Source organism: Streptomyces sp. NPDC026522 (assembly GCF_055567555.1).
On the sequence record NZ_JBVHQF010000004.1, the window covers coordinates 343758 to 368887 of the forward strand.

Consider the following 25130-nt stretch of genomic DNA (forward strand, 5'->3'; position numbering starts at 1 on the left):
CACAAGTCCTTCACAGGAGACGCAGATCACAGTGATTCGAACGTAACCATCCGGCGGATGCGCGGGTCTAATGGGGTGATGCCAGGAACGTCTTGGGGGACGTTCGCGGGAGGTCTTGGGGGACGTCCCGGGCATCAGCCGGCCGGGACACGTGCGCCCCGGGGAGCTTTGAGCGGCCCTCCCGACCCGTACGGGTCCCGGCAGAAACCCCGTCGGAGTGCTTCGCGTCCGCACTCCTCGCCGACACCCCGGTCCGGGTCCCGTGGGGGGAATCCGTTCCGGGGAAAGGAAAGCGCCCCGACCGTCGACCCGTGGGGGGATCGACGGCGGGGCGCTTTTCGTTGCGCGGGCCTTTTCAGGCTGGGGGTGCCTCGGGTCAGCGGGCCTCGACCGGGACGAAGTCGCGCAGGACCTCGCCGGTGTAGATCTGCCGCGGGCGGCCGATGCGGGAGCCGGGCTCCTTGATCATCTCGTGCCACTGGGCGATCCAGCCGGGGAGCCGGCCGAGCGCGAAGAGCACGGTGAACATCTCGGTCGGGAAGCCCATGGCCCGGTAGATGAGACCGGTGTAGAAGTCCACGTTCGGGTAGAGGTTGCGCGAGACGAAGTACTCGTCGGCCAGCGCGTGCTCTTCCAGCTTCAGCGCGATGTCGAGCAGCTCGTCGCTCTTGCCGAGCGCCGAGAGGACATCGTGCGCCGCAGCCTTGATGATCTTCGCCCGGGGGTCGAAGCTCTTGTAGACGCGGTGTCCGAAGCCCATGAGGCGGACGCCGTCTTCCTTGTTCTTCACCTTGCGGATGAAGGCGTCGACGTCGCCGCCGTCGTTCTTGATGCCTTCCAGCATCTCCAGCACCGACTGGTTGGCGCCGCCGTGCAGGGGGCCCCACAGGGCCGAGATGCCGGCGGAGATCGAGGCGAACATGTTCGCCTGCGAGGAGCCGACCAGACGCACGGTGGAGGTCGAGCAGTTCTGCTCGTGGTCCGCGTGCAGGATCAGCAGCTTGTCGAGCGCGGAGACCACGACCGGGTCCAGGTCGTACTCCTGGGCCGGCACGGAGAAGGTCATGCGCAGGAAGTTCTCGACGTAGCCGAGGTCGTTGCGCGGGTAGACCACCGGGTGGCCGACGGACTTCTTGTACGCGTACGCCGCGATCGTCGGCAGCTTGGCCAGCAGCCGGATCGTCGAGAGGTGGCGCTGCTTCTCGTCGAACGGGTTGTGGCTGTCCTGGTAGAACGTCGACAGCGCGCTGACCACGGAGGAGAGCATCGCCATCGGGTGCGCGTCGCGCGGGAAGCCGTCGTAGAACCGCTTGACGTCCTCGTGCAGCAGCGTGTGCTGGGTGATCTCGTTGCGGAACGACGCGAGCTGGTCGACGGTCGGCAGCTCCCCGTTGATCAGCAGGTAGGCGACCTCGATGAAGGTCGAACGCTCGGCGAGCTGCTCGATCGGGTAGCCGCGGTAGCGCAGGATCCCCTGCTCGCCGTCGAGGTAGGTAATCGCGGACTTGTAGGCGGCGGTGTTGCCGTAGCCGCTGTCCAAGGTGACGAGCCCGGTCTGGGCCCGCAGCTTCGAGATGTCGAAGCCCTGGTCACCGACGGTGCTCTCGACCACCGGGTAGGTGTATTCACCGTCCGCGTACCGGAGTACTACAGAGTTGTCGCTCACGTCATCCCTCACCGACGTAGTGCCTCTTCTTCGAGGTGCCCTGACTGCCTCTACCTTCCCCCATTTGGCGCAGGAGAGTGCACTCGGGGTCGGCCTTTGGTGCTTCTGACGGCACTGAGTGCCTTCAATCTGAATATCCTGCCCCCTGCGCGCACTGCCGGGAACCCCAAATGATCGATCATCTAGGTGATGTTTCCCACCGGTATCCGGCCGGACAGCCTGGGGGCGACCGCCGTGTACCTCCTGCCTGCGGAAACGGTACGCACCGCCTGGCCGAGCGCCTTGCGTGACCCGACCAGGACGACCAGTTTCTTCGCCCTCGTCACCGCCGTGTAGAGCAGATTTCGCTGGAGCATCATCCAGGCGCCGGTGGTGACCGGGATCACGACGGCCGGATACTCGCTCCCCTGCGAGCGGTGGATGGTGACGGCGTACGCGTGGGCCAGCTCATCGAGCTCCGAGAACTCGTACGCGACCTCCTCGTCCTCTTCCGTGCGCACCGTCAGGCGCTGTTCGTCCAGGTCGAGGCCGGTGACGACACCGACCGTGCCGTTGAAGACGCCGTTGGCGCCCTTCTCGTAGTTGTTCCGGATCTGGGTCACCTTGTCGCCCACCCGGAAGACCCGGCCGCCGAACCGCTTCTCGGGCAGGCCGGGGCGGGCCGGGGTGACCGCCTGCTGGAGCAGGCCGTTGAGGTTGCCGGCCCCGGCGGGGCCCCGGTGCATCGGCGCGAGCACCTGGATGTCGCGGCGCGGGTCGAGGCCGAATCTGGCCGGAATCCGCCGTGCGGCCACGTCTACGGTGAGCCGGCCGGCCTCCTCGGTGTCCTCTTCGGGGAAGAGGAAGAAGTCCGGCAGCCCGTCGGTGATGGGCGGCACACCGGTGTTGATCCGGTGGGCGTTGGTGACCACACCCGACTGCTGGGCCTGGCGGAAGATCCGGGTCAGCCGGACGGCGGGCACCGGGCCGCCCTCGGCGAGCAGGTCCCGGAGCACCTCGCCCGCGCCCACGGACGGCAGCTGGTCCACGTCCCCGACCAGCAGCAGGTGCGCGCCGGGGGCCACCGCCTTCACCAGTTTGTTCGCCAGCAGCAGATCGAGCATCGAGGCCTCGTCCACCACGACGAGATCCGCCTCCAAGGGCCGGTCCCGGTCGAAGGCCGCGTCACCGCCTGGTTTGAGCTCCAGCAGCCGGTGCACGGTGGAGGCGTCGGCCCCGGTCAGCTCCGAGAGCCGCTTCGCGGCCCGACCGGTGGGCGCGGCCAGGACCACCTTCGCCTTCTTGGCGCGGGCCAGTTCCACGATCGAGCGCACGGTGAAGGACTTGCCGCAGCCGGGCCCGCCGGTGAGGACGGCTACCCGGCGGGTGAGGGCCAGCTGGACGGCGTCCCGCTGCTCCGGGGCGAGCGTGGCGCCGGTGCGGGTGGCCAGCCAGGCCAGGGCCTTGTCCCAGTCCACGTCCTGGAAGCCGGGCATCCGGTCCTCCTCGGCGTGCAGCAGCCGGCGGACCTGGCCGACCAGCGACAGCTCGGCCCGGTGGAAGGGGACCAGGTACACGGCGGTGAGCGGCGGACCGCCCTGCGGATCGGGTACGGACTCACGGACGACTCCCTCCGGGTCCGCGGCCAGTTCGGCCAGGCATTCGATGACCAGCCCGGTGTCGACCTGGAGCAGCTTGACCCCGTCGGCGATCAGCCGTTCCTCCGGGAGGAAGCAGTGGCCCTGGTCGGTGGACTGGGACAGGGCGTACTGGAGCCCGGCCTTGACCCGTTCCGGGCTGTCGTGCGGGATGCCCACGGCCTGGGCGATGCGGTCGGCGGTGAGGAAGCCGATGCCCCAGACGTCGGCGGCGAGCCGGTAGGGCTGGTTGCGGACCACGGAGATGGAGGCGTCCCCGTACTTCTTGTAGATGCGGACCGCGATGGAGGTGGAGACGCCGACGCCCTGGAGGAAGACCATGACCTCCTTGATGGCCTTCTGCTCCTCCCAGGCGGCGCCGATCAGCTTGGTCCGCTTGGGGCCGAGGCCGGGGACCTCGATCAGCCGCTTCGGTTCGCCCTCGATCACATCGAGGGTGTCGGTGCCGAAGTGGTCGACGATGCGCTCGGCGATCTTCGGGCCGATGCCCTTGATCAGGCCGGAGCCGAGGTAGCGCCGGATGCCCTGGATGGTGGCGGGCAGGATGGTGGAGTAGTTCTCCACGCTGAACTGCTTGCCGTACTGCGGGTGGGAGCCCCAGCGGCCCTCCATCCGCAGCGACTCGCCGGGCTGCGCGCCGAGCAGTGACCCGACGACGGTCAGCAGGTCTCCGGCGCCCCGGCCGGTGTCGACCCGGGCGACCGTGTAGCCGCTCTCCTCGTTGGCGTACGTGATGCGTTCCAGCACCCCCTCGACCACCGCGAGTTGCACTGCCCCGTTGCTCGTCATGCCAAGAAAGTACCGGTCGCCGCCGACAGCGCGCCGCGCCTGTGGACGAACCGGAACGGGGGCCCCGGCGGTGAACCGAAAAGGGGCCCGGCCTTGCGGCCGGACCCCCTCACGGTTACCCCTCCCGTGCCGGACTTCCCGATCCCCCCAGATCCCCTCCCGGAAGTACCGACGCTCCATACGACCCGCCTCCGCCACCGGTGGTTGCACCCGGACCCAGGTCTTTACTTCACCATTACTCAAGGCGTCCGTCGTACGGCGACCGGCGCGTCCGGGGTGCCGGCAAACCGGGCCGCACGTAGCGTTTCCGGCATGAGCGAATCCTCCTTCCAGGACGACGTGCTGACCGAGCTCGGCGACGACCGGCTGACCGAGATCGCCGGTCTGCTCGGCACGGACACCGACGGCGCGCGCGAAACCGTCACCACCACGGTCGGCGCCATGACCGGCGACCTGCGGCAGAAGGCCGGCTCCGACGACGACGAGGGCCGCTCGGTGCGCCAGGCGTTCGCCGAGGTGGGCGGGGCGCAAGGGCCGGGAGGGACGGCAGGGGCGGGCGCCCCGCTCCAGGGCGTGGCCACCTTGGGCGGCGGCCTCGGCGGCCTGCTCGGCGGCTCGATGATGGCCGGGGTGCTGGCCAAGGCCAGCGGGCCCGTCGCGAACGCCGTCTCGAAGAAGACGGGCATCCCGGCGGCCACCGTCAGCCGGGTCGTGGAGATGCTGATCCCGGCGGTGCTCGCGGTCTTCGCCAAGCGCGCGGCCGGCAACGGTGCCGGGACCCCGGCCCCCGGCACGGCCCCGTCCGCGGGCGGCGGCCTCGGCGACCTGCTCGGCCAGATCCTGGGCGGCGGGAAGAAGTAACCGGAACGGGAGCGGACCGGGCCGGAGCCGGAGGGGAGCGGGCCGGGAGCGGGGCCCTGGGCCTCGCTGTCCTCGGGCCCCATGAGGCCCCTGGAGACCCGCCGGCCGGGCCGGTACGGCTGCGCGGCCCGGAGCCCGGCGAGCTGGGCTGGGTCGTGCAGCGGCACGGCGCGCTCTACGCCGCCCAGTACGGCTGGAACCAGGAGTTCGAGGGCCTGGTGGCCCGGATCGTCGCCGCTTTCGCCGAGGACCACGACCCGCACGTGGAGCGGGTCTGGACCGCCGAGCTCGACGGCCGGCCGGTCGGCTCGGTGATGTGCGTACCCGAGGGCGGGCGGGCACGGCGCGACTGCGGCTGCTCCGGGTCGAGCCGCGGGCGCGCGGCCACGGCGTCGTACGAGCGGGCCGGCTTCACGCTGGTCGCGGAGCCTCCGCGCCGGTCCTGCGGCGTCGCCCTCACGGGGCGGGACTGGCGGCTGCCGCTGCGGCAGGAGCCGCCGGGCTGACCGCCGCCGTACGGGGCTTCGCGCGCGCGGGGGCCAGTGACGTCAGCCCCACCCCGCCGACGAGCAGCGCGGCGGCCAGCCAGCGCGGGCCCGAGACGCCCTCGCCGAGCACCAGCGCGGCCGACGACATGCCGAACACCGGAACCAGCAGCGAGAACGGGGCCACCGCGGAGGCCGGGTAGCGGCGCAACAGATAGCCCCAGGCGCCGAAGCCGAACACCGTCGACACCCAGGCGACGTACCCGATGACGGCGAGGCCGGACCAGTCAAGGGCGCGCAGCGCCGCCAGGTCCCGCTCGGGCCCCTCCAGCAGCAGCGACAGCCCGACCAGCGGCAGCACCGGGACGGTGCACACCCACACCATGAAGTTCAGCGCGTCGGGCGGCGCGGCCCTGCGGGTCAGTACGTTGGACACGCCCCAGCAGGCGGCGGCCGCCACGACGAGCGTGAAGCCGGTGACCGGCCCCGAGGCGCCCTCGTCCAGGGCGGCGACCACGATCCCGGCGAGCGCCACGCCCATGCCGAGCACCCGCAGCGGCCCGGGCCGCTCGCGCAGCACGACGGCGGCGAGGACGGCGGTGAAGACGGCCTGGACCTGGAGGACGAGCGAGGACAGCCCGGCGGGCATCCCGGCGGCCATGCCGGTGAACAGCAGGCCGAACTTCGCGATGCCGAGGGCCACTCCGACGCCCGCGACCCACTTCCACGCCACCTTGGGGCGGCCGACGAAGAACACGGCGGGCAGCGCGGCGACGAGGAACCGCAGGGCGGACAGGAGCAGCGGCGGGAAGTGGCCGAGCCCGATCTGGATGACGACGAAGTTGAACCCCCATACGGCGGTGACCAGTACGGCGAGTGCGGTGTGTACGGGACGCATGCTCCGAGCATCGGCGGCCGGACCGTGTAGCACCAGCGCGGATCTCTTCCGATATGGATGAAGCAACGCTTACGCGTCCGGTCGGGCGGCGCTACCATCGCGGCATGCTCGACCTCTCCCGGCTGCGCGCCCTGCACGCCGTCTCGGTCCACGGCTCCGTCGCGGGCGCGGCGGCCGCCCTCGGCTACACCCCCTCGGCCGTCTCGCAGCAGATCGCCAAACTGGAGCGGGAGACCCGCACGACACTGCTGGAGCGGCGCGGGCGCGGGGTCGCCCTCACCGAGGAGGCCCGCCATCTCGCCGATACCGCACGGGAGTTGCTGGCGATCGTGGAGCGGGCGGAGACGACGCTGGAGGAGCGCCGGGGACAGCCGAGCGGGCTGCTGACGGTGGCCGCCTTCGCCTCGGCGGCGCGCGGGCTGCTGCCCGGGGTGCTGGCCGAGCTGGCCGCGCGGCATCCGGCGCTGGACGTCCGGCTGACGGAGGTGGACCCGCACCTGTCGGTGGACCTCGTGGCGCGCGGGGTCACCGACCTGGCGGTGGCGCACGATTGGGACATCGCCCCGCTCCCGGCCCCCGAGGGCATCGAGCAGGCGGTGATCGGCGACGACCACTGCGACCTGGTGGTCCCGGCCGGGCATCCGTTCACCGCGCGCGCCGTGGTCCGCCGGGCGGACCTGGGCGGCGAGCGGTGGGTGTGCCAGCCCCCGGGGCGGGTCTGCCACGACTGGCTGGTGCGGACCCTGCGCTCGGCCGGGTTCGAGCCCGACATCGCGCACGTCGCCGAGGAGAACCACACCATCGTCGCCCTGGTGGCGGCGGGGCTCGGGGTGGCGGTCGTACCGCGGCTGGGCACGGGCACACTGCCCGAGGGGGCGGTGGCCGTGCCGCTGGAGCCGGGGCCGGTCCGGCGGCTGTACGCGCTGTGGCGCACGGGGGCGGCCCGCCGCCCGGCGATCACCGCGGCGGTCCACGCGCTCCAGGCGCACTGGACGGGCCGGGCGGACGGCCGCTCCGCTGCTCCCGAGGGGCCACTTCCGGGGGACCGCGCGAGTGTCCGCGGCTGCGGGGAGGCCGCCCGGCAGTAGGGTCCGGCGCGTGCCGAACCACGCCTCCCGCCGGTCCCTGCTCACCGCGGCCGCCCTGGCCGCCGTCACGGCCACCGGGGCCGCCTCCTCCGCCTCGGGCGTCCGCAGCAGACCTGACAGCAGCCCTGACGGTGCCACCGACGACCCGCACCCACCGGACTCCGGGCCCGGGGGCGCGCCGGGCCGCTACCCGGACCGGGCGGCGCTGCGCCGGCTGCTGGACGGGATGAGCCTGGCCGAGAAGGTCGGCCAGCTGTTCGTGTCCCGGGCCTACGGGCATTCCGCGACCGCTCCCGACCCGGCGGACGCGGAGCTGAACCTGGCGCAGTTCGGGGTGCGCACCGCCGCGGAGCTCGTCGCCCGCTACCACCTGGGCGGGATCATCTACTTCGGGTGGGCGCACAATACCCGCGGCCCGCAGCAGATCGCCGCGCTGTCGCAGGGCCTCCAGCAGGCGGCCACCGGCTCCGGCTCGGGCGTCGCGCTGCTGCTGTCCATCGACCAGGAGCACGGCGCGGTCGCCCGGATCGGCAAGCCCGCGACCCTGCTGCCGGGGGCGATGGCGCTCGGCGCCGGCCACCGCGCGACGGGTTCGACCGCCGAGGCCCGCCGGGCCGCGCGGATCGCCGGCGCGGAGCTGGCCGCGCTGGGCATCCGGCAGGACTACGCGCCGGTCGCGGACGTGAACGTGAACCCGGCGAACCCGGTGATCGGCGTACGGTCCTTCGGCGCCGACCCGCTGGCGGTGGCAGCGCTGACCGCCGCCCAGGTGCGCGGCTACCAGGGCGCGGGGGTGGCGGCGACCGCCAAGCACTTCCCCGGGCACGGGGACACCGGGACCGACAGCCATGTGGGGCTCCCGGTGATGCGGCACACCCGCGCCGAGTGGGAGGAGCTGGACGAGCCGCCGTTCCGGGCGGCCGTCGCGGCCGGCGTGGACGCGGTCATGACGGCGCACATCGTCTTCCCCGCGCTCGATCCCTCGGGGGACCCGGCGACCCTCTCGCGGCCGATCGTGACCGGCATCCTGCGCGACCGGCTCGGCTTCGGCGGGGTGGTGGTCACCGACGCGCTGGACATGGCCGGGGTCCGCCAGAAGTACGGCAACGACCGGATCCCGGTGCTCGCGCTCAAGGCGGGCTGCGACCAGTTGCTGAACCCGCCGGACCTGGCGCTGGCGTACCGCAGCGTGCTGGCCGCCGTCGAGTCGGGCGAGCTGACGGTGGCCCGGATCGAGGAGTCGGTGCTGCGGATCCTGGAACTCAAGGCGCGCCGGGGCCTGTTCGCCGCGCCGTACACCGCGGCGGCGGACCTGGCGGACGTGGTGGGGCCGGCCGGCCACCTGGCGGCCGCCGACGAGATCGCGGCCGGGACCACGACCCTGCTGGCCAATCCGGCCGGGTTGCTGCCGCTGGACGCCGCGGCCGCGCCCCGGGTACTGGTGACGGGCGCCGCCCCGCCCTCCCCCAGCGGTACCACCGGGCCCCCTACGGAGGTACTGGCGCGGGAACTGGCGGCCCTGGGCTGCCGGGCCACGGCGGTGCCTCCCGAAGGGGCGGTGGCGGCCGCGCCGGGCCACGCGGCGGTGCTGGTGTGCACGTACGACGTCCCGGAGGGCGACAGCCCGCAGCGGACGCTGGTGGCGGACCTGCTGGCCACCGGGGTACCCGTGGTGGCCGTCGCGGTCCGCAACCCCTACGACGGCGCCCGGCTCCCGGAGTGCGCCGCGGAGGTGGCCACGTACGGCTGGACGGACGTGGAGATGCGGGCGGCGGCCCGGGTGCTCACCGGTGCGCGGCGCCCGGCGGGCCGGCTGCCGGTCGCGGTGCCGGGCCGCTACCCGCTGGGCCACGGGCTGGCGTACGACTGAGCGCGTGCGCCGGCCCGCGGCCCCGCGGCCCCGGAGCTACGGGCGCAACTGCGCCTCGCGCGGGAGGTCCTGCTGGTCGAGCCGCGGGTCCGGCTTGGCCAGCGGCGCCGCGCGGCCCGCGTCGGCGAGGGCGGCGGCCGGGGCCACTCCGGCCCACTGGAGGATCCGCGCGGTCGCGAGGGTCCGCTCGCCGTCCTGGAGCTTGGCGACGTTGGCCCCGTGGTTGGCGCCCGGCGCGATCATCACGTAGCTGTCCTTGACCCCGTAGCCGAGGTGGAACGGTTCGGCGCCCCACGGGTCGTTCTGCCCGTACACGAACAGCATCCGGTCCGCGTGGGTGCGCACCCAGGCGTCGACGTCGGCCATGGCTCCCGGCTGGAAGGTCATCGGGATGTCACGCGGTACGAAGTCGCGCGGCGGCTGGTAGCCGTAGCGGGTCAGCCCCTTGAGGTGCGGCTGCTTGATGTCGGGCGAACCGAGCTGCGTACCCGCCTGGTAGTAGTACGGCGTGTACGTCTCCAGCCCCTGGTCGGTGTAGGCCGAGAAGCCGGAGATGGTGTCGACGGTGTCCCAGATCTCCTGGTCGGAGGCGGTCGCCGCGGCCGGGATGCCGGCGCAGTCGGCGAGCAGGCTGTACTGCCAGAAGGCCCAGGTGTAGTCGAGCACCACGGCCTCGTACGCCTTGTCGAGGCTGCCGACGGTGGTGAAGGTCCAGCCGTTCTCGGCGGCCGCGGCCGCGTACTTGGCCTCCAGCGGCTCGCGGCGGACGAGCGCCTCGCGCTGCACCGCGTTGAGCTTGTCGCGGCACTCCTTGGTGCCGACCTTGGCGAGGAACCGGTCGTAGGCCGAGTCCTCCTTGTTGTTGACGTCGTTCGGTGCGACGTAGGCGACGACGCCGTCCATGTCGCGCGGGTAGAACCGCTCGTAGTACGTCGCCGTCATGCCGCCCTTGCTGCCGCCCGTGGCGATCCAGTTCTTGCTGTAGATCTTCTTCAGAGCGGTGAAGATGCGGTGCTGGTCGCTGGCGGCCTGCCAGATGTCCAGGTTCGCCCAGTTGGCCGGGTCGGGCCGGGAGGGCGTGAAGAATCGATACTCCAGGGACACCTGGTTGCCGTCGACGATGGTCGTCGGCTCGCTCCGGCGCGGGCTGGTGTTCACGTTGTAGCCGGAGGTGTAGAAGACCGTGGGCCGGGACGTGTCCTTGTGCAGCAGGGTCAGGCGCTGCTTGAAGGTGCCCTTCGAGGGCTGGCGGTGGTCGACCGGCTGCTCGAAGTCGAGCACGAAGAAGCGGTACCCGGGGTACGGCTTCTCCTCGATCAGGCTCATCCCCGGGATGCCGAGGATCTGGTCCTTGATGTCCGCGGCGGCGGCCGGCCCCGCGGCGGTGGCCGCTTGTGCCGTGGTGCCGGCCGCGCCCATGGTGCCGATGAGCACCACGAGCGACAGCAGCCATCCGAGCGTCTTGCGCATTCGCCCTCCCCTTGCGTTCACTTCGGTCGCCGTGAACCTAGCGGGGCCAACGCGCCTCTGAACAGACCAAGTTGGGCCGCGGGGAACTCGTCAGCACAGGATCCAGCCGGTATCGACCGATCCGGCCGCTACGTTCCCCCTTACATACACGCACCGGCTGATCGCGCCGACGGTGACGGGGCCCGCGTAACGGGTGAACCGCCCCGCATCGGCGACCGGGACACCGCCACGCGGCTGAACGCTCACCACCATCCGGCGGCGCCCGCCCGGCCTGGTGGCGACCGTCAGGGCGCACACGTGGGCGCGGCTCTTGTACACGCGCACCTCCCCCTCGCCGGCCGGGAACGGCAGCACCTTGACCAGCCGGCCCGGGCAGAGCTCGTCCTCGGCGGCGGCCCACGCCGGAGCCGCCGTGAGCAGCGCGCCCCCGGCGAGCGACAACGCCGCCGCGAACGCCCCCAGGGCCAGGGCACGCCCCTGGCCGCGCCCCCCGCTCCCCCGCCGCCACGCCTGCGTCAACATCCCGGCCCCCCGATCAGTCGTACGTAACACGTACGTCCGTACGACGCCCCGGGTCCCCGGAAGGTTGCACCGGGCCGTCGGGCGGCGGTCTCAGGCGGCGGCCCGCTCGTCCTCTCCCGCGAAGGTCCGCCACAGCTCGGCGTACCGGCCGCCGCGCGCCAGGAGCTCGGCGTGCGTGCCGTCCTCCACGACCGCGCCGCGGTCGAGGAGCACCACCCGGTCGGCGCGGGCGGCGGTCGTCAGGCGGTGGGCCACGACGAGGGTGGTGCGCTTGCCGGCGAGCCGGTCGGTGGCCAGGTTGACCTGCGCCTCGGTGGCCAGGTCGAGCGCGGCCGTGGCCTCGTCCAGCAGCAGGACGTCCGGGTCCACCAGCTCGGCGCGGGCCAGCGCGATCAGCTGGCGCTGGCCCGCCGAGAGGTTGCGTCCGCGCTCGGCGACGGTGTGCAGGTAGCCGCCGTCGAGGGTGGCGATCATGTCGTGCGCGCCGACCGCGCGGGCGGCAGCCTCCACTTCGGCGTCGCTCGCCGCGGGCCGACCGTAGGCGATGGCGTCACGGACCGTCCCCGGGAAGAGGTAGGCCTCCTGCGGGACGACGCCCAGCCGGTGTCGGTACGCCGTCAGGTCCAGCTCCCGCAGGTCGGTGCCGTCGGCGGTGACCCGGCCGGAGGTCGGGTCGTAGAACCGGGCCACCATCTTGACCAGCGTGGACTTTCCGGCGCCGGTCTCGCCGACGAAGGCGACGGTCTGTCCGGCCGGTATGCGCAGGCTGATCCCGGCCAGCGCCTCCCCCTTCTCGCCGCGCTCCTCGGCGGTGCCGTAGGCGAAGCGCACGTCCTCGAAGGCGACCTCGCCGCGCAGCTCCGCCACCGGGCGCGGGTCGGCGGGCCGGGGGGTGGTGGTCGGCTCGCGCAGCAGGTCCTGGATCCGGCCGAGGGAGACGGTGGCCTGCTGGTAGCCGTCGAAGACCTGGGAGAGCTGCTGGACCGGCGCGAAGAACAGGTCGATGTAGAGCAGGTAGGCGACGAGCGCGCCCGTGGTGAGCGTCTGGGCTTCCACCCGGCCCGCGCCGACGATCAGCACGGCGGCCGCGGCGCCCGAGGACAGCAGCTGCACGAAGGGGAAGTAGACGGATATCAGCCACTGGCCGCGGACCCGGGCCTCGCGGTAGGACTCGCTGCGCCCGGCGAAGCGGACGGCACCGTCGCCCTCGCGGCGGAACGCCTGGACGATGCGCAGCCCGGCCACCGACTCCTGGAGGTCGGCGTTGACGCCGCTGACCCGGTCGCGGGCGAGTTCGTACGCGGCGACGGACTTGCGGCGGAAGACGACGGTGCCGATGACCAGCAGCGGCAGCGTGGCGAAGACGATCAGCGCCAGTTCCACGTCGAGGACGAGCAGGGCGATCAGGATGCCGAAGAAGGTGAGGACCGAGACGACGGCGGTGACCAGCCCGGTCTGTAGGAAGCTGGACAGCGCGTCCACGTCGGTGGTCATCCGGGTCATGATCTTGCCGGTCAGTTCGCGCTCGTAGTAGTCGAGCCCGAGGCGCTGGAGCTGGGCGAAGATCTTGACGCGCAGGGCGTACAGGACGCGCTCGCCGGTCCGCCCGGTCATCCGGGTCTCGGCGAACTGGGCGGCCCACTGGCCGAGGACGACAACCAGGGCCAGGCCCGCGGCCACCCAGACCGCCCCGAGCGCGGCCTGTTCGACACCCTTGTCGATGCCGTGCCGGATCAGGATCGGCAGCAGCAGTCCGGAGCCCGCGTCGACGGCGACCAGGCCGAGGCTGATGGCGAGCGGCGCCCAGAAGCCGCGCAGCAGCCGGCGCAGGCCGTAGCTCTCCTCGGCGGACGCGGCCCGGTCCTCGTCCACGTCGGGCAGGTCGTCGGCGGGCGGCAGGGCGGCGACCTGTGCGAGCAGTTCGGGGGTGGCCGGGCCGCCGGCGGCGGCAGCGGCAGCGGGGGGACCGCCGACGGCGACCGCGACGGGCGTACCGGCGGGGGCCGGGGAGTCGGCCTTCGCCTGGTCCTCGCGGCGCCACAGCTCGGGGGTGATCCCGCCCGAGACCCGGCGCTTGGAGTTGACCGGCTCGGAGTCGATCTCCGCCTCGATCTCGATGTCCCGTTCGAGGTCGCGCTCGAACTCGGCCATCGCGGCGGCCTCGGGGACGCGCGGCGAGGCGGCACCGAGGGCCTCGGGGTCGGTCAGCAGCCTGCGGTAGAGGGGGGAGCGGCGTTCGAGCTCTTCGTGGGTGCCGATGTCGGAGAGGCGGCCGCGGTCGAGTACGGCGATCCGGTCGGCCAGCGCGAGCGTGGAGCGGCGGTGCGCGATGAGCAGGGTGGTGCGGCCGGCCATGACGGCGCGCAGCGCCTCGTGGATCTCGTGCTCGACGCGGGCGTCGACGGCGGACGTGGCGTCGTCCAGGAGCAGCAGCCGGGGGTCGGTGAGCAGGGCCCGGGCGAGCGCGATGCGCTGGCGCTGGCCGCCGGAGAGGGTCAGGCCCTGTTCGCCGACCTTGGTGTCGTACCCGGCGGGCAGGGCCTCGATGAACCCCTCGGCCTGGGCGGCGCGGGCGGCGGCCCGGATCTGCTCCTCGTCGGCCCCGGGGTGCCCGTAGGCGATGTTGGCGCGGATGGTGTCGGAGAAGAGGAACGAATCTTCGGGCACCAGGCCGATCGCGCCGCGCAGCGAGGCGTACGTCAGCTCGCGCACGTCCCGGCCGCCGACGCGGACGGCGCCCGCGTCGGCGTCGTAGAAGCGGGGCAGCAGCAGCGAGACGGTGGACTTGCCGCTGCCGGAGGAGCCGACGAGGGCGACGGTCTCGCCCTCCGCGATCCGCAGCGAGAACCCGTCGAGGACGGGCCGCTCGGGGTCGTAGCCGAAGCGGACGTCCTCGAACTCGACGGTGGCGGGCGCGTCGGCGGGGAGCTCCGTGGTGCCCTCCTCGATCACCGGCTCGGTGTCGATCAGCTCGAAGACGCGCTCGACGCCGGCCCGGGCCTGCTGGCCGACGGTGAGCACCATGGCGAGCATGCGGACGGGGCCGACGAGCTGGGCGAGGTAGGTGGAGAAGGCGACGAAGGTACCGAGGGTGACCTGGCCGCGGGTGGCCATCCAGCCGCCGAGGGCCAGCATCGCGACCTGTCCGAGCGCGGGCACGGCCTGGAGGGCGGGGGTGTACTTCGAGTTGAGCCGGATGGCCCGCATCCGCCCGGCGAACAGGCGGCGGCCGGCCTCGCGGAGCTTGCCGGTCTCCTGCTCCTCCTGCCCGAAGCCCTTGACGACGCGGACGCCGGTCACGGCCCCGTCGACGACCCCGGCGACGGCGGCGGCCTGGCTCTGGGCGTACCAGGTGGCGGGGAACAGCTTCTTGCGGCTGCGCTTGGCGATGTACCAGAGGGCGGGGGCCATGAGCAGGGCGACGACGGTCAGCAGCGGGGACAGCGCCAGCATGATGCCGAGGGATATCCCGAAGAGCAGGAAGTTCCCGATGGTCATCGGGAGCATGAAGAGCAGGCCCTGGATCAGCTGGAGGTCGCTGGTGGCCCGGCCGACGACCTGCCCGGTGGACAGTTCGTCCTGGCGGCGGCCGTCCAGCCGGGTGATGGCCGCGTACATGTCGGTGCGCAGGTCGTGCTGGACGTCGAGGGCGAGGCGCCCGCCGTAGTACCTGCGTATGTAGGTGAGTACGTACACCAGGAGGGCGGCGGCTATGAGCATGCCGGCCCAGGGGCCCATCGGCTTGCTCTTGTCGCCGATGACGTCGTCGATGATGGTCCGGGTCACGAGCGGTACGAGCGCCATGACGGCCATGCCGGCCAGCGAGGACCCGAGGGCGAGCAGCACGTTGGCCTTGTACCGCCAGGTGTAGCCGGCCAGCCGCTTGCCCCAGCCCCGTTTCCCGCCCGCTGCCGTCTCCGCCGCCGCCACGTCGTGCCTCCCCGTCGATCCTGCCCTGCCGGAAGCCCCAACGCCGCGACCGGCGGATTTCATCCCGCGGCAACAATCGAACGGCTTTCCGCTCCGCCGGGCGAGCCGCGCCGGGCCGTCCGGGTCAGGGCGCGTCGAACGCGTACTCCAGGACGTAGGCGGAGGCGTCGAGCACCATCTCGTTGACCTCGACCACCCGGCCGTCGGCGGCGAAGGCGGTACGGCAGACCAGTAGGACCGGGGTGCCGGCCGCCAGGCCGAGCCGGGCGGCCTCGTCGGGGGCGGGCATCCGGGAGCGGATCTCCTCGCGGAACCGGGCGGGTGCGACGCCGAGCTCGGCGAGGCGGGCGTAGATCCCGCCGGGGCCGGTGTCGGGCTCGGTGACGGGGGTGCCGGCGACCAGGTCGGCGTCGAGGTAGGAGGTGGCCAGCATGACGGGTTTGCCGTCGAGCAGGAACCTGCGGCGCCGCACGCAGGCCACCGCCCCGGCCGCCGCCCCGAGCACCCCGGCGACGGCCTCGGGCGGCGCCTCCTCGGTGATCCCGAGCAGCTCGACCTCGGTGTCACGGTCCTCCGTATCGGCCGCCCAGATGGACCGGCCCGCACCCCAGACGTCGGTGCCCAGCCGCTGGATGCCGCGCCGCCGGACGCCGGCCGGCGCCTCGGGTACGAACACCCCGGCGTCCTTGCGCGCCTCCGCGGGCCGCCCTTCGGCGGCGTCGTCACCCTGCATGCGATCCTCACCCATTCGGGGGTTTCCCTCCCTTTCCCGAGTGCCATGCACCGGAGCAGCCATACGTTCCGATGCATGACGTACCAACCGATACCGGTATTGAACCGGAGGTTCGGCCGTGGCCGCTGAACCACTCCGACGCGGACTCGGCCCCGAGCCGGCCCGGCGGCGCGAGGAGATCCGGCTCGCCCGGGACCTCGGGCGGGCCGTGCACGACCGGCGGACCGGGCTCGGGATGTCGCAGACCGAGCTGGCGCGGCGGGCCGGGATGACGCAGCCGCAGGTGTCGAAGCTGGAGTTGGGCGGGACCGTGCCGACCGTGCCGCTGCTCGCACGGCTGGCCCGGGCCATGGAGTCGGAGCTGACCCTGAAGCTCGTCGGCGAGACGGCCCGGGTGACCTTCACCGCCGCATGACCCGTCAGAGGTGGGTCGGGGCGAACATCTTGAGGGTGGTCGGGAGGACCAGGACCGAGGGACCCGGGGAGGCGAGGGCCGTCGCCAGGTCCTCGCGGAGGGTGGCGGCCGAGGTGATCGCGGCCGGGACGCCGAAGGAGGCCGCCAGGGCGACGAAGTCCGGGCCGGTGAGGTCCGTACCGGTCGCGCAGCCGTACTCGCGCAGGATGCCGTAGCCGCCGTCGTCGACGATCAGCCAGGTCACGTCCAGCTCGTGCTGCTTCGCCGTGGCCAGTTCAGCGACCGAGTACATGGCGCCCCCGTCGCCCGAGACGGCCAGCACCGGCGTGCCCGGTTCCGCGACGCACGCTCCGAGGGCCGCCGGGAAGGCGTAGCCGAGGCCGCCCGCGCCCTGCGCCGAGTGCATGGTGTTGGGGTGCTTCGCGTCGAAGGCGGACCACGCCCAGTAGGACAGGATCGTCATGTCCCAGAACGACGGCGAGCGCGGCGGCAGGGCCGACCTGACCGAGGCCAGCAGCTCCTGCTCCAGCGCCACGTCCTGGTCGGCCAGGCGGGCCGTGATCTCGTCCAGCACCATCCGGACCCGAGCCGGGGCCGACGGGTCGTCCCGTTCCGCGACCGTCTCCAGCAGGGCCTGCAACGCCGTCCGGGCGTCCGCGTGGATGCCGAGGCCCGGGTGGTTGGACTCCAGCTTGCCGAGGTCCGCCTCGATCTGGATGACCCGGCCCGTGGGGAAGAACGTGTGGTAGTTCGAGGAGAGTTCCCCGAGCCCGGAGCCCACCACCAGCAGGACGTCCGCGTCCTCCAGGAAGTCCGTCATGTGGCGGTCCTCCAGCCAGGACTGGAGGGACAGCGGGTGGTTCCAGGGGAAGGCGCCCTTCCCGCCGAAGGTGGTGACGACGGGCGCGTCCAGCCGCTCCGCGAGCTGCTTCAGCTTGCCCGCCGCGTCCGCGCGCACCACTCCGCCGCCCGCGATGATCACCGGGCGGGCGGCCCCGGACAGCCAGTGCGCCGCGAGGGCCGTCAGCTCCGGGCGCGGGACGAGCTCGTGCGGGGTCGCGTCCACGCCCGTGACCTGGGGGATCATCGTCTCCGCGCGCAGGACGTCCTCGGGGATCTCGATCCAGACCGGCCCGTGCGGGGCGCTCAGCGCCGACTCCCAGGCCGCCGCGATGACGGACGGGATCTGGGACGGGGTGCGGGCGGTGTGGACCGACTTCACCACGTCCCGGAACGACGCCGACTGGTCCCGCAGCTCGTGCAGGTGCCCGCGCCGCCCGCCGCCCAGCCCGGCGCTCGGCACCTGCGAGGAGATGGCCAGCACCGGGGCCGAGGCGGCCGCCGCCTCCGCCAGCGCCGGCAGGGCCATCAGCGCGCCCGGGCCGGTGGACAGCAGCAGCGGGACGGCCTCGCCGGTGAGCCGGCCGTACGCGTCGGCCGCGAACCCGGCGTTGCTCTCCGTCCGCAGGGCGACCAGCCGCAGGTCGGAGCGGCCCACCGCGTCGAAGACGGCCAGCGCGTGCTGCCCGGGCAGTCCGAACACGGTGGTGGCGCCGAGCGAGCGCAGCGTTTCCACGACCAGGTCCCCGCCCGTCCGCCCGGGCGGCGGCGCGAGCGCGGCGGCCGTCTGGGCTTCGGTGGGACGGAGTACCAGGTCGTGGTCGTGCGTCACGTGTGCTGCTCGCCCTTCTCGGGTCCTACTTCGTCTTCGACGCCGCGATCTGCCGGCTCATGATGGTGGTCAGCTCGTACGCGGTGTGCGAGGCCGCGACCGAGGTGATCTCGGCGTGATCGTACGCCGGGGCGACCTCGACCACGTCCGCGGAGACCAGGTTGCAGGAGGACAGCCCGCGGATGATCTCCAGCAGCTCGCGGGAGGTCATGCCGCCCGCCTCCGGCGTGCCGGTGCCGGGCGCGTGCGCCGGGTCCAGCACGTCGATGTCGATGGAGATGTACAGCGGGCGGTCGCCGATGCGCTGGCGCAGCTGGTCCGCGACCTCGTCGGCGCCGCGCCGGTAGACGTCGGCCGAGGTGACGATGCCGAAGCCCATCTTGGCGTCGTCGTCCAGGTCCTGCTTGCCGTAGAGCGGGCCGCGGGTGCCGACGTGCGAGAGCGCCTCGGTGTCGAGGATGCCCTCCTCCACGGCGCGCCGGAACGGGGTGCCGTGCGTGTACTCGGCGCCGAAGTAGGTGTCCCAGGTGTCCAGGTGGGCGTCGAAGTGCAGCAGCGCGACCGGGCCGTGCTTCTTGGCGACCGAGCGCAGCAGCGGCAGCGCGATGGTGTGGTCGCCGCCGAGGGTCATCAGGCGGGAGCCGGCGCCGAGCAGTTCGTCGGCGGCGGCCTCGACCGTCTCGACGGCCTCGTTGATGTTGAAGGGGTTCACGGCAATGTCGCCGGCGTCCGCGACCTGCGCGAGCGCGAACGGGGAGGCGTCCTGCGCCGGGTTGTACGGGCGCAGCAGGCGCGAGGCCTCCCGGATGGCGTTGCCGCCGAAGCGGGCGCCCGGCCGGTAGGAGACACCGGAGTCGAACGGGACGCCGACCACGGCCACGTCGGCCGAGCCGACCTCGTCCAGGCGCGGCAGCCGGGCGAAGGTCGCCGGACCCGCGTAGCGCGGGATGCGGGAGGAGTCGACGGGTCCGCGCGGCTGCGTGCTCATGGGGGGGGTGCCTTCCGGAGGGGGTGTGCGGTCCTTCGAGCGTAAGCGGACACCCGGGGACCGCGGAGTGTACGTTTCCTCCATCGGGCAGCTCACATATGTACGGAGTATCCATGCCGGACCAACCGCCGACCCCGGGCGTCGCGCTCTCCGCCCTGCTCGCCGACCGGGAGCTCGGCCTGCGCGGGCTGCACGCGGCCGGGGGCTCCGCCGCCGTGCACGCCGTCCACGCCTCCGAGATGGCCGACCCCTCGCCGTACCTGCTGGGCGGGGAACTGCTGCTCACCGCCGGGGCACAGCTCGGTCCGGACGCCGACGGGTACGTGGCCCGGCTCGTCGCGGCGGGCGCGGCGGCGCTCGGCTTCGGGGTGGCGCCGGTGTACGAGGAGGTGCCGCCGGAGCTGGTGGCGGCTTGCGCGCGGCACGGGCTGCCGCTGCTGGAGGTGCCGCCCGGGACCCCGTTCACCGCCGTCGCCCGGACCGTGTGGCGGCTGATGGCGGAGGCCCGGACGCGGGAGCTGCGCCGGGTCACGGAGGCGCAGCAGGCGCTGGCCGCGGCGGCCGCCCGGCCGGATCCGGTTCCGGCGGTGCTGCGCCGGCTGGCGGCGAGCCTGGGCGGCCGGGTCGTCCTGCTGCCCGGGGGGCGGGAGGCGGGCCGGGAGCTGCCGTCCGGGGCCGGCGCGGCGCAGGAGGCGCTGCTCGCGCGGGTCGCCGCACCGGGCGGGCCGGCCACCGCGACCGACTCCGCCGCGGGCTGGCAGCTCGCGGCGTACGCCCTGGGCGGCGGCCCGGGGCCGCGGCCCGGCCCGGTGCTGGGCGTCGCCGTCCCGGAGCGCACCGCCGGGGACCACGCCATCACGGCCATCGCCGCCGTGCTGCTGGGCCTGCTCACGACGCACCGCCCGGCCGGGACGGAGGCGGCCGCGCTGACCCGGCTGCTGCTGGACGGGGACCCGGCCGCGGCCCTGGCGGCCGGGCCCTGGCAGGTGGTGCACGCCCGGGGCGGCGGTGATCCGCAGACCCTCGCGGGCGCGCTGGGCACCGTACTGCTGGACGCGCACGGCCCGGAGCTGCGGCTGCTCACCGACCGGGACCCGGCCGCGCAGCCCGGGTGGCGGCTCGGGGTCAGTGCCCCGGCCGCCCCCGGGGCGCTGGCGGCGGCCGACGCCCAGGCCCGCCGGGCGCTGGAGCGCGCCGAGGCGGCCCGGGCCCCGCTGGTGCGGCACTCCGAGGGCGGCCTCCCCGGCCTGCTGGACCCGGCGCGGGCCCGCGCGCACGCCGAGGCCCTGCTCGCCCCGCTGAGCCCGGCCCAGGCGGCGACCCTGCGCGGCTGGCTGGCCCACCACGGCAGCTGGGACCGCAGCGCCGCCGCCCTCGGGGTCCACCGCAACACGGTCCGCCAGCGCATCGCCCGCTGCGCCGCCCTGCTCGGGCGCGACCTGGACGACCCGGACACCCGGATGGAACTGTGGTTCGCGCTACGCACCCTGGACAGCGGCGGCAACTCGCCGGTAACTTAATCTGAGCAAGCGCTTAGACGCATGCCATCGAATTGAGCCACCACGACGGCGCGCGACCACCTCCGCACGAAGCGGGCGGCGGTTGAGCCGCAGAGGGGAGCCGGCCGTGCGCCGCACCGTTTTCAACGAGGACCACGAGGCGTTCCGCGAGACCATCCGCGCCTTCATCGAGGCCGAGGTCGTCCCCGTCTACGACGAGTGGTTCCAGGCCGGCCAGGCGCCGCGCGACTTCTACTACAAGCTCGGCGAGCTCGGCGTCTTCGGCATCAACGTGCCCGAGGAGTTCGGCGGCGCCGGCCTGGACACCCACAAGTTCGAGGCCGTCCTCTACGAGGAGACCTCGCGCGCGGGCGTCAACTTCGGCGGCTCCGGCGTGCACGTGCTGCTCGCCCTCCCGTACATCAAGATGCTGGCCGGCGACGAGCAGAAGAAGCGCTACCTGCCGAAGTTCGTCACCGGCGAGGAGATGTGGGCGCTGGCGATGACGGAGCCCGGCACCGGCTCCGACGTCGCGGGCATGAAGACCACCGCCAAGCTCTCCGAGGACGGCACCCACTACGTCCTCAACGGCGCCAAGACCTTCATCACCGGCGGCGTCCACGCCGACCGCGTGATCGTCTGCGCCCGTACCTCCGCCCCGCGCGAGGACGACCGCCGCTTCGGCATCTCCCTCTTCGCCGTGGACACCAAGTCCGAGGGCTACTCCATCGGCCGCAAGCTGGACAAGCTGGGCCTGCGCACCTCCGACACCGCCGAGCTCGCGTTCGTCGACGTCAAGGTGCCGGTCGAGGACCTGCTCGGCGAGGAGAACAAGGGCTTCTACTACCTCGGCGCGAACCTGCCCTCCGAGCGCTGGGGCATCGCGTTCGGCGCGTACGCCCAGGCCAAGGCCGCCATACGGTTCGCCCAGCAGTACGTGACGGAGCGCACCGTCTTCGGCAAGCCGGTCGCCCACTTCCAGAACACCAAGTTCGAACTGGCCGCCTGCCAGGCCGAGGTGGACGCGGCCGAGGCCGTCGCCGACCGCGCCCTGGAGGCCCTGGACGCCGGTGAGCTGACGGCCGCCGAGGCCGCGTCCGCGAAGCTGTTCTGCACCGAGGTCGCGCACCGCGTGATCGACAAGTGCCTCCAGCTGCACGGCGGGTACGGCTACATGAACGAGTACCCGATCGCCCGGCTGTACGCCGACAACCGCGTGAACCGCATCTACGGCGGCACCAGCGAGGTCATGAAGTCCATCATCGCCAAGTCCATGGGCCTGTAGGGAGGCCAGTCCCCGTCCCATGAACGAGGCATTGACGATCCTCCTCGACCTGCTCGACCTGGAGCAGATCGAGGAGGACATCTTCCGCGGTACCAGCCGTCCGTCGCTGGTACCGCGGGTCTTCGGCGGTCAGGTCGCGGCCCAGGCACTGGTCGCGGCCGGCCGTACCGTGCCCGCCGACCGCGCCGCGCACTCGCTGCACTCGTACTTCCTGCGGGCCGGCGACCCCGGCGCGCCCATCGTGTACTCGGTCGACCGGATCCGCGACGGGCGCTCCTTCACCACCCGCCGGGTCGTCGCCGTCCAGCACGGACAGCCCGTCTTCCACCTCTCCGCGTCCTTCCAGACGTACGAGGAAGGGCTCGACCACCAGGCGGTCATGCCGGCCGCGCCCGACCCGGAGACCCTGCCGACGGCCGCCGAGTCGCTCCCCCTGTACCGCGAGGTCTTCCGCGACCCGGGCACGGTGGAGCGGCTGATCGACGCCCGCGGCGCGGTGGACCTGCGGTACGCGACGACTCCCCCGTGGGGCTCGGTCGGGCAGCCGCGCGAGCCGCACTCGCAGGTGTGGTTCCGTACGGCCGACAAGCTCGACTCCGACGACCCGCTGCTGCACACCTGCCTGGCCACGTACGTCTCCGACATGACGCTCCTCGACTCGGTGCTGCTCGCGCACGGCCGCGGCGGCTGGGCCGTCGGCGACGTGGTCGGCGCCTCCCTGGACCACGCGATGTGGTTCCACCGGCCCTTCCGCGCCGACGAGTGGCTGCTGTACGACCAGGAGTCGCCCACGGCGGCCGCGGGCCGGGGCCTCGGCCAGGCCCGCATCTGGACGCAGGACGGCCGGCTGGCCGTGACGGTCATCCAGGAGGGTGTCGTACGCGTCCCGCGCGGATAGCCGCGCCTACCGTCGCTGCATGGCCTCAGAAGCACCCGGACCACCGGAAGCGACCGGAGCGGCGCCGTCGGACGCGCATTCGGAGAGCGTGGGGACGGTCGTCGTCGCGGTCGTCACCAACCTCGGCATCGCCGCCGCCAAGGCGGTCGGCGGGATCGTCAGCGGGTCGAGCGCGATGCTGTCGGAGGCCGCGCACTCGGTGGCCGACACCGTCACCGAGGTGATGCTGCTGGCGGCGCTGAAACGCAGCGCGCGCCCGGCGGACGAGGCGCACCCGCTGGGGTACGGGCCGGAGCGCTACATCTGGGCGCTGCTCGCCTCGATCGCGACCTTCGTCGGCGGCGCGGTCTTCGCGGTGTACGACGGCGTCCACACCCTGGTGCAGGGCGAGGACCCGGGCGATCCGACGGTCTCGTACGTCATCCTCGCGGTGGCCTTCCTGCTGGAGGGCTACTCGCTGCTCGTGGCCTGGCGACAGGTGCGGGGCGAGGCGGCGCGGCTGCGGGCGCCGCTGGTCCGGTACGTGAAGCACACCCCGGACACGGCGGTGAAGGCCGTCCTGCTGGAGAACGTCGCCGCGCTGATCGGCCTGGTCCTGGCGGCCGGCGGGCTGCTGGGGGCGCAGTTGACGGGTTCGGGCGGGTACGACGGCGTCGCGTCGCTGCTGATCGGCCTGCTGCTGGTGTGGGTCGCGTGGGAGCTGGGCCGCTCGAACGCGCAGTACCTGATCGGGCGGCCGCTGCCGGCGGCGACGCGCGCGCAGGTGCGGGAGGAACTGCTCTCGGTGCCGCACATCGAGGGAGTACTGGAGCTGACCACGCTGGTGCAGGGCCCCGACGAGGTGCTGATCGCGGCGAAGATCGACTTCCACGACCTGGCGTCGGCCCGCCAGGTGGAGGCGGCCTGCGAGGACGCGGAGTCGCAGCTGCGCGAGCGCTGGCCGGCGGTCCGCCGCGTGTACCTGGACCCGACCCCGCCTACCCCCGGGGCGCCGGACGGGACTTGAGTTTGGCCCAGATGCCTTCCAGCGCGGCGATGTCCGCGTCGTCCAGGAGGTCGTCGAAGACCTCGGCGAGGACTTCGCGGCGGGTGGCGTCGGCCTCCTCGAAGGCGCGGCGGCCCGCTTCGGTGAGGGCGATGCGGACCGAGCGGGCGTCGGTCGGGGACGGTATCCGCTCGACCAGGCCGCGCGCCTGGAGGGAGTCGGCGACCCGGGAGACCTGGCTGCGGCTGAGCAGGGTCATCGCGCCCAGCTCGGACGCGGCGACCGGCTCGGGCTGCGCGCGGAGCCACAGCATGACCTCGAACCACGACAACGGCAGGTCGTGGCGGCGCGCGAGGGCCTGGTCCACGCGGGCGCTGAGCGTGGAGCCCGCCCAGACGAGGCCGTAGAAGGCGTGGTCGCGGGGGGTGAGGTCGCCCAGGGTGAGGTTGTTCTGCGCCATGGGGGCAGCCTACCGGCAGGAAGGTTGCGTGCACACGCACACAAAGATAATGTGTGTGCACACGCACTTATGCGTGCCCGACGCCCCACGGAGATCCCCATGACCACCACCAAGACCGTCCTCATCACCGGCACCTCCTCCGGCATCGGCCTGGCCGCCGCCGTCGGCGCCGCCCGGGCCGGCTGGCACACCGTCGCGACGATGCGCGACCCGGGCCGGGCGGACGCGCTGCTGGCGGCCGCCCGCGAGGCCGGCGTCGCCGACCTCGTCCAGGTCAAGCGGCTGGACGTGACCGATGCCGGGTCCGTGGCCGGGTGCGTGGCGGAGGTCGTCGCCGAGCACGGCCGGCTGGACGCGGTCGTCAACAACGCGGGCGCCGGGTTCGCCGGCACCGTCGAACAGCAGGGCATGGGCCCGGTCCGGGCCGCGATGGAGGTCAACTACTTCGGGGTCGTGGAACTCACCCTCGCGGCGCTGCCCCACCTGCGGGCGTCGGGCGGCCGGATCGTCACGGTGACCAGCGTCGGCGGAGTGGTCGGCCAGCCGTTCAACGAGGCCTACTGCGCGGCCAAGTTCGCCGTGGAGGGGTTCATGGAGTCGCTCGCACCGGTCGCGGCGAGCGTCGGCGTCCGGGTGGCGGTGGTCGAACCCGGCGCCGTGACCAGTGAGTTCGTGGCCAACCAGCAGCTCGACGTGCCCGCGATGGTGGAGGCTGCCGGTCCGTACGGGGGCGCGCTCCAGGCGTACGTCGAGCGCACGATGAAGTCGTACGGGGCCGAGACCTCGCAGACCTCGGCGGAGGCGGCCGAGCCCGTGGTCGCCCTGCTGGACGCGGCGCAGGTGCCGTTCCGGGTCCAGACCTCGGACTGGGCGCGGGAGTTCGTCGCCCCGAAGCTGGCCGACCTCGACGGCTCGGCCGTGCAGGCCGTCACGGGCGGCTGGCTGCGCTGACGGGGCGGCCGGCTCCGCCGACGGGGCG

Annotated in this window: 20 protein-coding genes; 10 read left to right on the plus strand and 10 right to left on the minus strand. The window is 73.3% G+C overall.

Features of this window, described 5'->3' with window-relative positions:
• Positions 1–376: 376 nt before the first annotated feature.
• Both ACZ4M3_RS12975 and recD2 read right to left on the minus strand, forming a co-directional pair.
• Entirely contained in the window at positions 377–1666 is a 1290-nt protein-coding gene (locus tag ACZ4M3_RS12975) for a citrate synthase (protein ID WP_030229520.1), read from the minus strand.
• 182 nt (positions 1667–1848) lie between these two features.
• Positions 1849–4092: an SF1B family DNA helicase RecD2 gene (gene recD2, locus ACZ4M3_RS12980; RefSeq protein ID WP_467731866.1), complete on the minus strand. Its 2244-nt coding sequence runs from the start codon at positions 4090–4092 to the stop codon at positions 1849–1851.
• Between the two features lie 312 nt (positions 4093–4404).
• On the opposite strand from recD2, the gene ACZ4M3_RS12985 reads away from it, so the two are divergent.
• On the plus strand, positions 4405–4953 hold the full coding sequence (locus tag ACZ4M3_RS12985) for a DUF937 domain-containing protein (protein ID WP_467731868.1): 549 nt from the start codon (positions 4405–4407) through the stop codon (positions 4951–4953).
• A 155-nt stretch (positions 4954–5108) separates the two neighbouring features.
• On the plus strand, positions 5109–5459 hold the full coding sequence (locus tag ACZ4M3_RS12990) for a hypothetical protein (protein WP_467731870.1): 351 nt from the start codon (positions 5109–5111) through the stop codon (positions 5457–5459).
• On the opposite strand, the gene ACZ4M3_RS12995 is transcribed toward ACZ4M3_RS12990, so the two are convergent.
• Positions 5410–6336, minus strand: coding sequence for an EamA family transporter (locus ACZ4M3_RS12995; protein ID WP_467731872.1), 927 nt, complete (start codon positions 6334–6336; stop codon positions 5410–5412). The two genes, ACZ4M3_RS12990 and ACZ4M3_RS12995, sit on opposite strands and share 50 nt — an antisense overlap.
• Positions 6337–6440: 104 nt before the next feature.
• Here ACZ4M3_RS12995 and ACZ4M3_RS13000 point away from each other — a divergent pair, with 104 nt between their 5' ends.
• Entirely contained in the window at positions 6441–7424 is a 984-nt protein-coding gene (locus tag ACZ4M3_RS13000; protein ID WP_467731874.1) for a LysR substrate-binding domain-containing protein, read from the plus strand.
• A 10-nt stretch (positions 7425–7434) separates the two neighbouring features.
• Complete coding sequence (locus ACZ4M3_RS13005; protein WP_467731876.1) at positions 7435–9294, plus strand: glycoside hydrolase family 3 protein; 1860 nt, start codon at positions 7435–7437, stop codon at positions 9292–9294.
• 36 nt (positions 9295–9330) lie between these two features.
• Here ACZ4M3_RS13005 and ACZ4M3_RS13010 read toward each other — a convergent pair whose 3' ends face one another.
• The 4 genes from ACZ4M3_RS13010 to ACZ4M3_RS13025 all read right to left on the minus strand — a co-directional run bounded on the left by ACZ4M3_RS13010 (position 9331) and on the right by ACZ4M3_RS13025 (position 15964).
• On the minus strand, positions 9331–10764 hold the full coding sequence (locus tag ACZ4M3_RS13010) for a S28 family serine protease (protein ID WP_467731878.1): 1434 nt from the start codon (positions 10762–10764) through the stop codon (positions 9331–9333).
• Between the two features lie 90 nt (positions 10765–10854).
• Positions 10855–11286, minus strand: coding sequence for a hypothetical protein (locus ACZ4M3_RS13015; protein ID WP_467731880.1), 432 nt, complete (start codon positions 11284–11286; stop codon positions 10855–10857).
• A gap of 90 nt (positions 11287–11376) precedes the next feature.
• Positions 11377–15216 (minus strand): ABC transporter ATP-binding protein, encoded by a 3840-nt coding sequence (locus ACZ4M3_RS13020; RefSeq protein ID WP_467731882.1) that lies wholly within the window; start codon positions 15214–15216, stop codon positions 11377–11379.
• Positions 15217–15340: 124 nt separating this feature from the next.
• Positions 15341–15964 carry a GntR family transcriptional regulator gene (locus ACZ4M3_RS13025; RefSeq protein ID WP_467731884.1) on the minus strand — a complete coding sequence of 208 codons (624 nt, stop codon included), beginning with the start codon at positions 15962–15964 and terminating at the stop codon, positions 15341–15343.
• Between the two features lie 103 nt (positions 15965–16067).
• On the opposite strand from ACZ4M3_RS13025, the gene ACZ4M3_RS13030 reads away from it, so the two are divergent.
• Complete coding sequence (locus tag ACZ4M3_RS13030) at positions 16068–16364, plus strand: helix-turn-helix domain-containing protein (protein ID WP_467731886.1); 297 nt, start codon at positions 16068–16070, stop codon at positions 16362–16364.
• A gap of 4 nt (positions 16365–16368) precedes the next feature.
• Here the strand turns inward: ACZ4M3_RS13030 and ACZ4M3_RS13035 are convergent, their stop codons facing one another.
• Complete coding sequence (locus ACZ4M3_RS13035; RefSeq protein ID WP_467731888.1) at positions 16369–18036, minus strand: thiamine pyrophosphate-binding protein; 1668 nt, start codon at positions 18034–18036, stop codon at positions 16369–16371.
• A 25-nt stretch (positions 18037–18061) separates the two neighbouring features.
• Positions 18062–19024 (minus strand): agmatinase, encoded by a 963-nt coding sequence (gene speB, locus ACZ4M3_RS13040; protein ID WP_136216469.1) that lies wholly within the window; start codon positions 19022–19024, stop codon positions 18062–18064.
• A gap of 113 nt (positions 19025–19137) precedes the next feature.
• Between speB and ACZ4M3_RS13045 the strand changes: the two genes are divergently transcribed.
• From ACZ4M3_RS13045 to ACZ4M3_RS13060, 4 genes are all read left to right on the plus strand, one after another.
• Complete coding sequence (locus tag ACZ4M3_RS13045) at positions 19138–20544, plus strand: PucR family transcriptional regulator ligand-binding domain-containing protein (protein ID WP_467731890.1); 1407 nt, start codon at positions 19138–19140, stop codon at positions 20542–20544.
• A gap of 106 nt (positions 20545–20650) precedes the next feature.
• Positions 20651–21808 (plus strand): acyl-CoA dehydrogenase family protein, encoded by a 1158-nt coding sequence (locus ACZ4M3_RS13050; protein ID WP_467731892.1) that lies wholly within the window; start codon positions 20651–20653, stop codon positions 21806–21808.
• A 19-nt stretch (positions 21809–21827) separates the two neighbouring features.
• Positions 21828–22706, plus strand: a complete 879-nt coding sequence (locus tag ACZ4M3_RS13055) for an acyl-CoA thioesterase (protein WP_467731894.1) — start codon at positions 21828–21830, stop codon at positions 22704–22706.
• A 19-nt stretch (positions 22707–22725) separates the two neighbouring features.
• Complete coding sequence (locus ACZ4M3_RS13060) at positions 22726–23712, plus strand: cation diffusion facilitator family transporter (RefSeq protein ID WP_467731896.1); 987 nt, start codon at positions 22726–22728, stop codon at positions 23710–23712.
• On the opposite strand, the gene ACZ4M3_RS13065 is transcribed toward ACZ4M3_RS13060, so the two are convergent.
• Positions 23684–24151, minus strand: coding sequence for a MarR family winged helix-turn-helix transcriptional regulator (locus ACZ4M3_RS13065; protein ID WP_467731898.1), 468 nt, complete (start codon positions 24149–24151; stop codon positions 23684–23686). The genes ACZ4M3_RS13060 and ACZ4M3_RS13065 overlap by 29 nt on opposite strands.
• 99 nt (positions 24152–24250) lie before the next feature.
• On the opposite strand from ACZ4M3_RS13065, the gene ACZ4M3_RS13070 reads away from it, so the two are divergent.
• A complete protein-coding gene (locus ACZ4M3_RS13070) occupies positions 24251–25102 on the plus strand; it encodes an SDR family NAD(P)-dependent oxidoreductase (RefSeq protein ID WP_467731900.1) in 852 nt (283 codons plus the stop codon).
• The last annotated feature ends 28 nt before the right edge of the window (positions 25103–25130 follow it).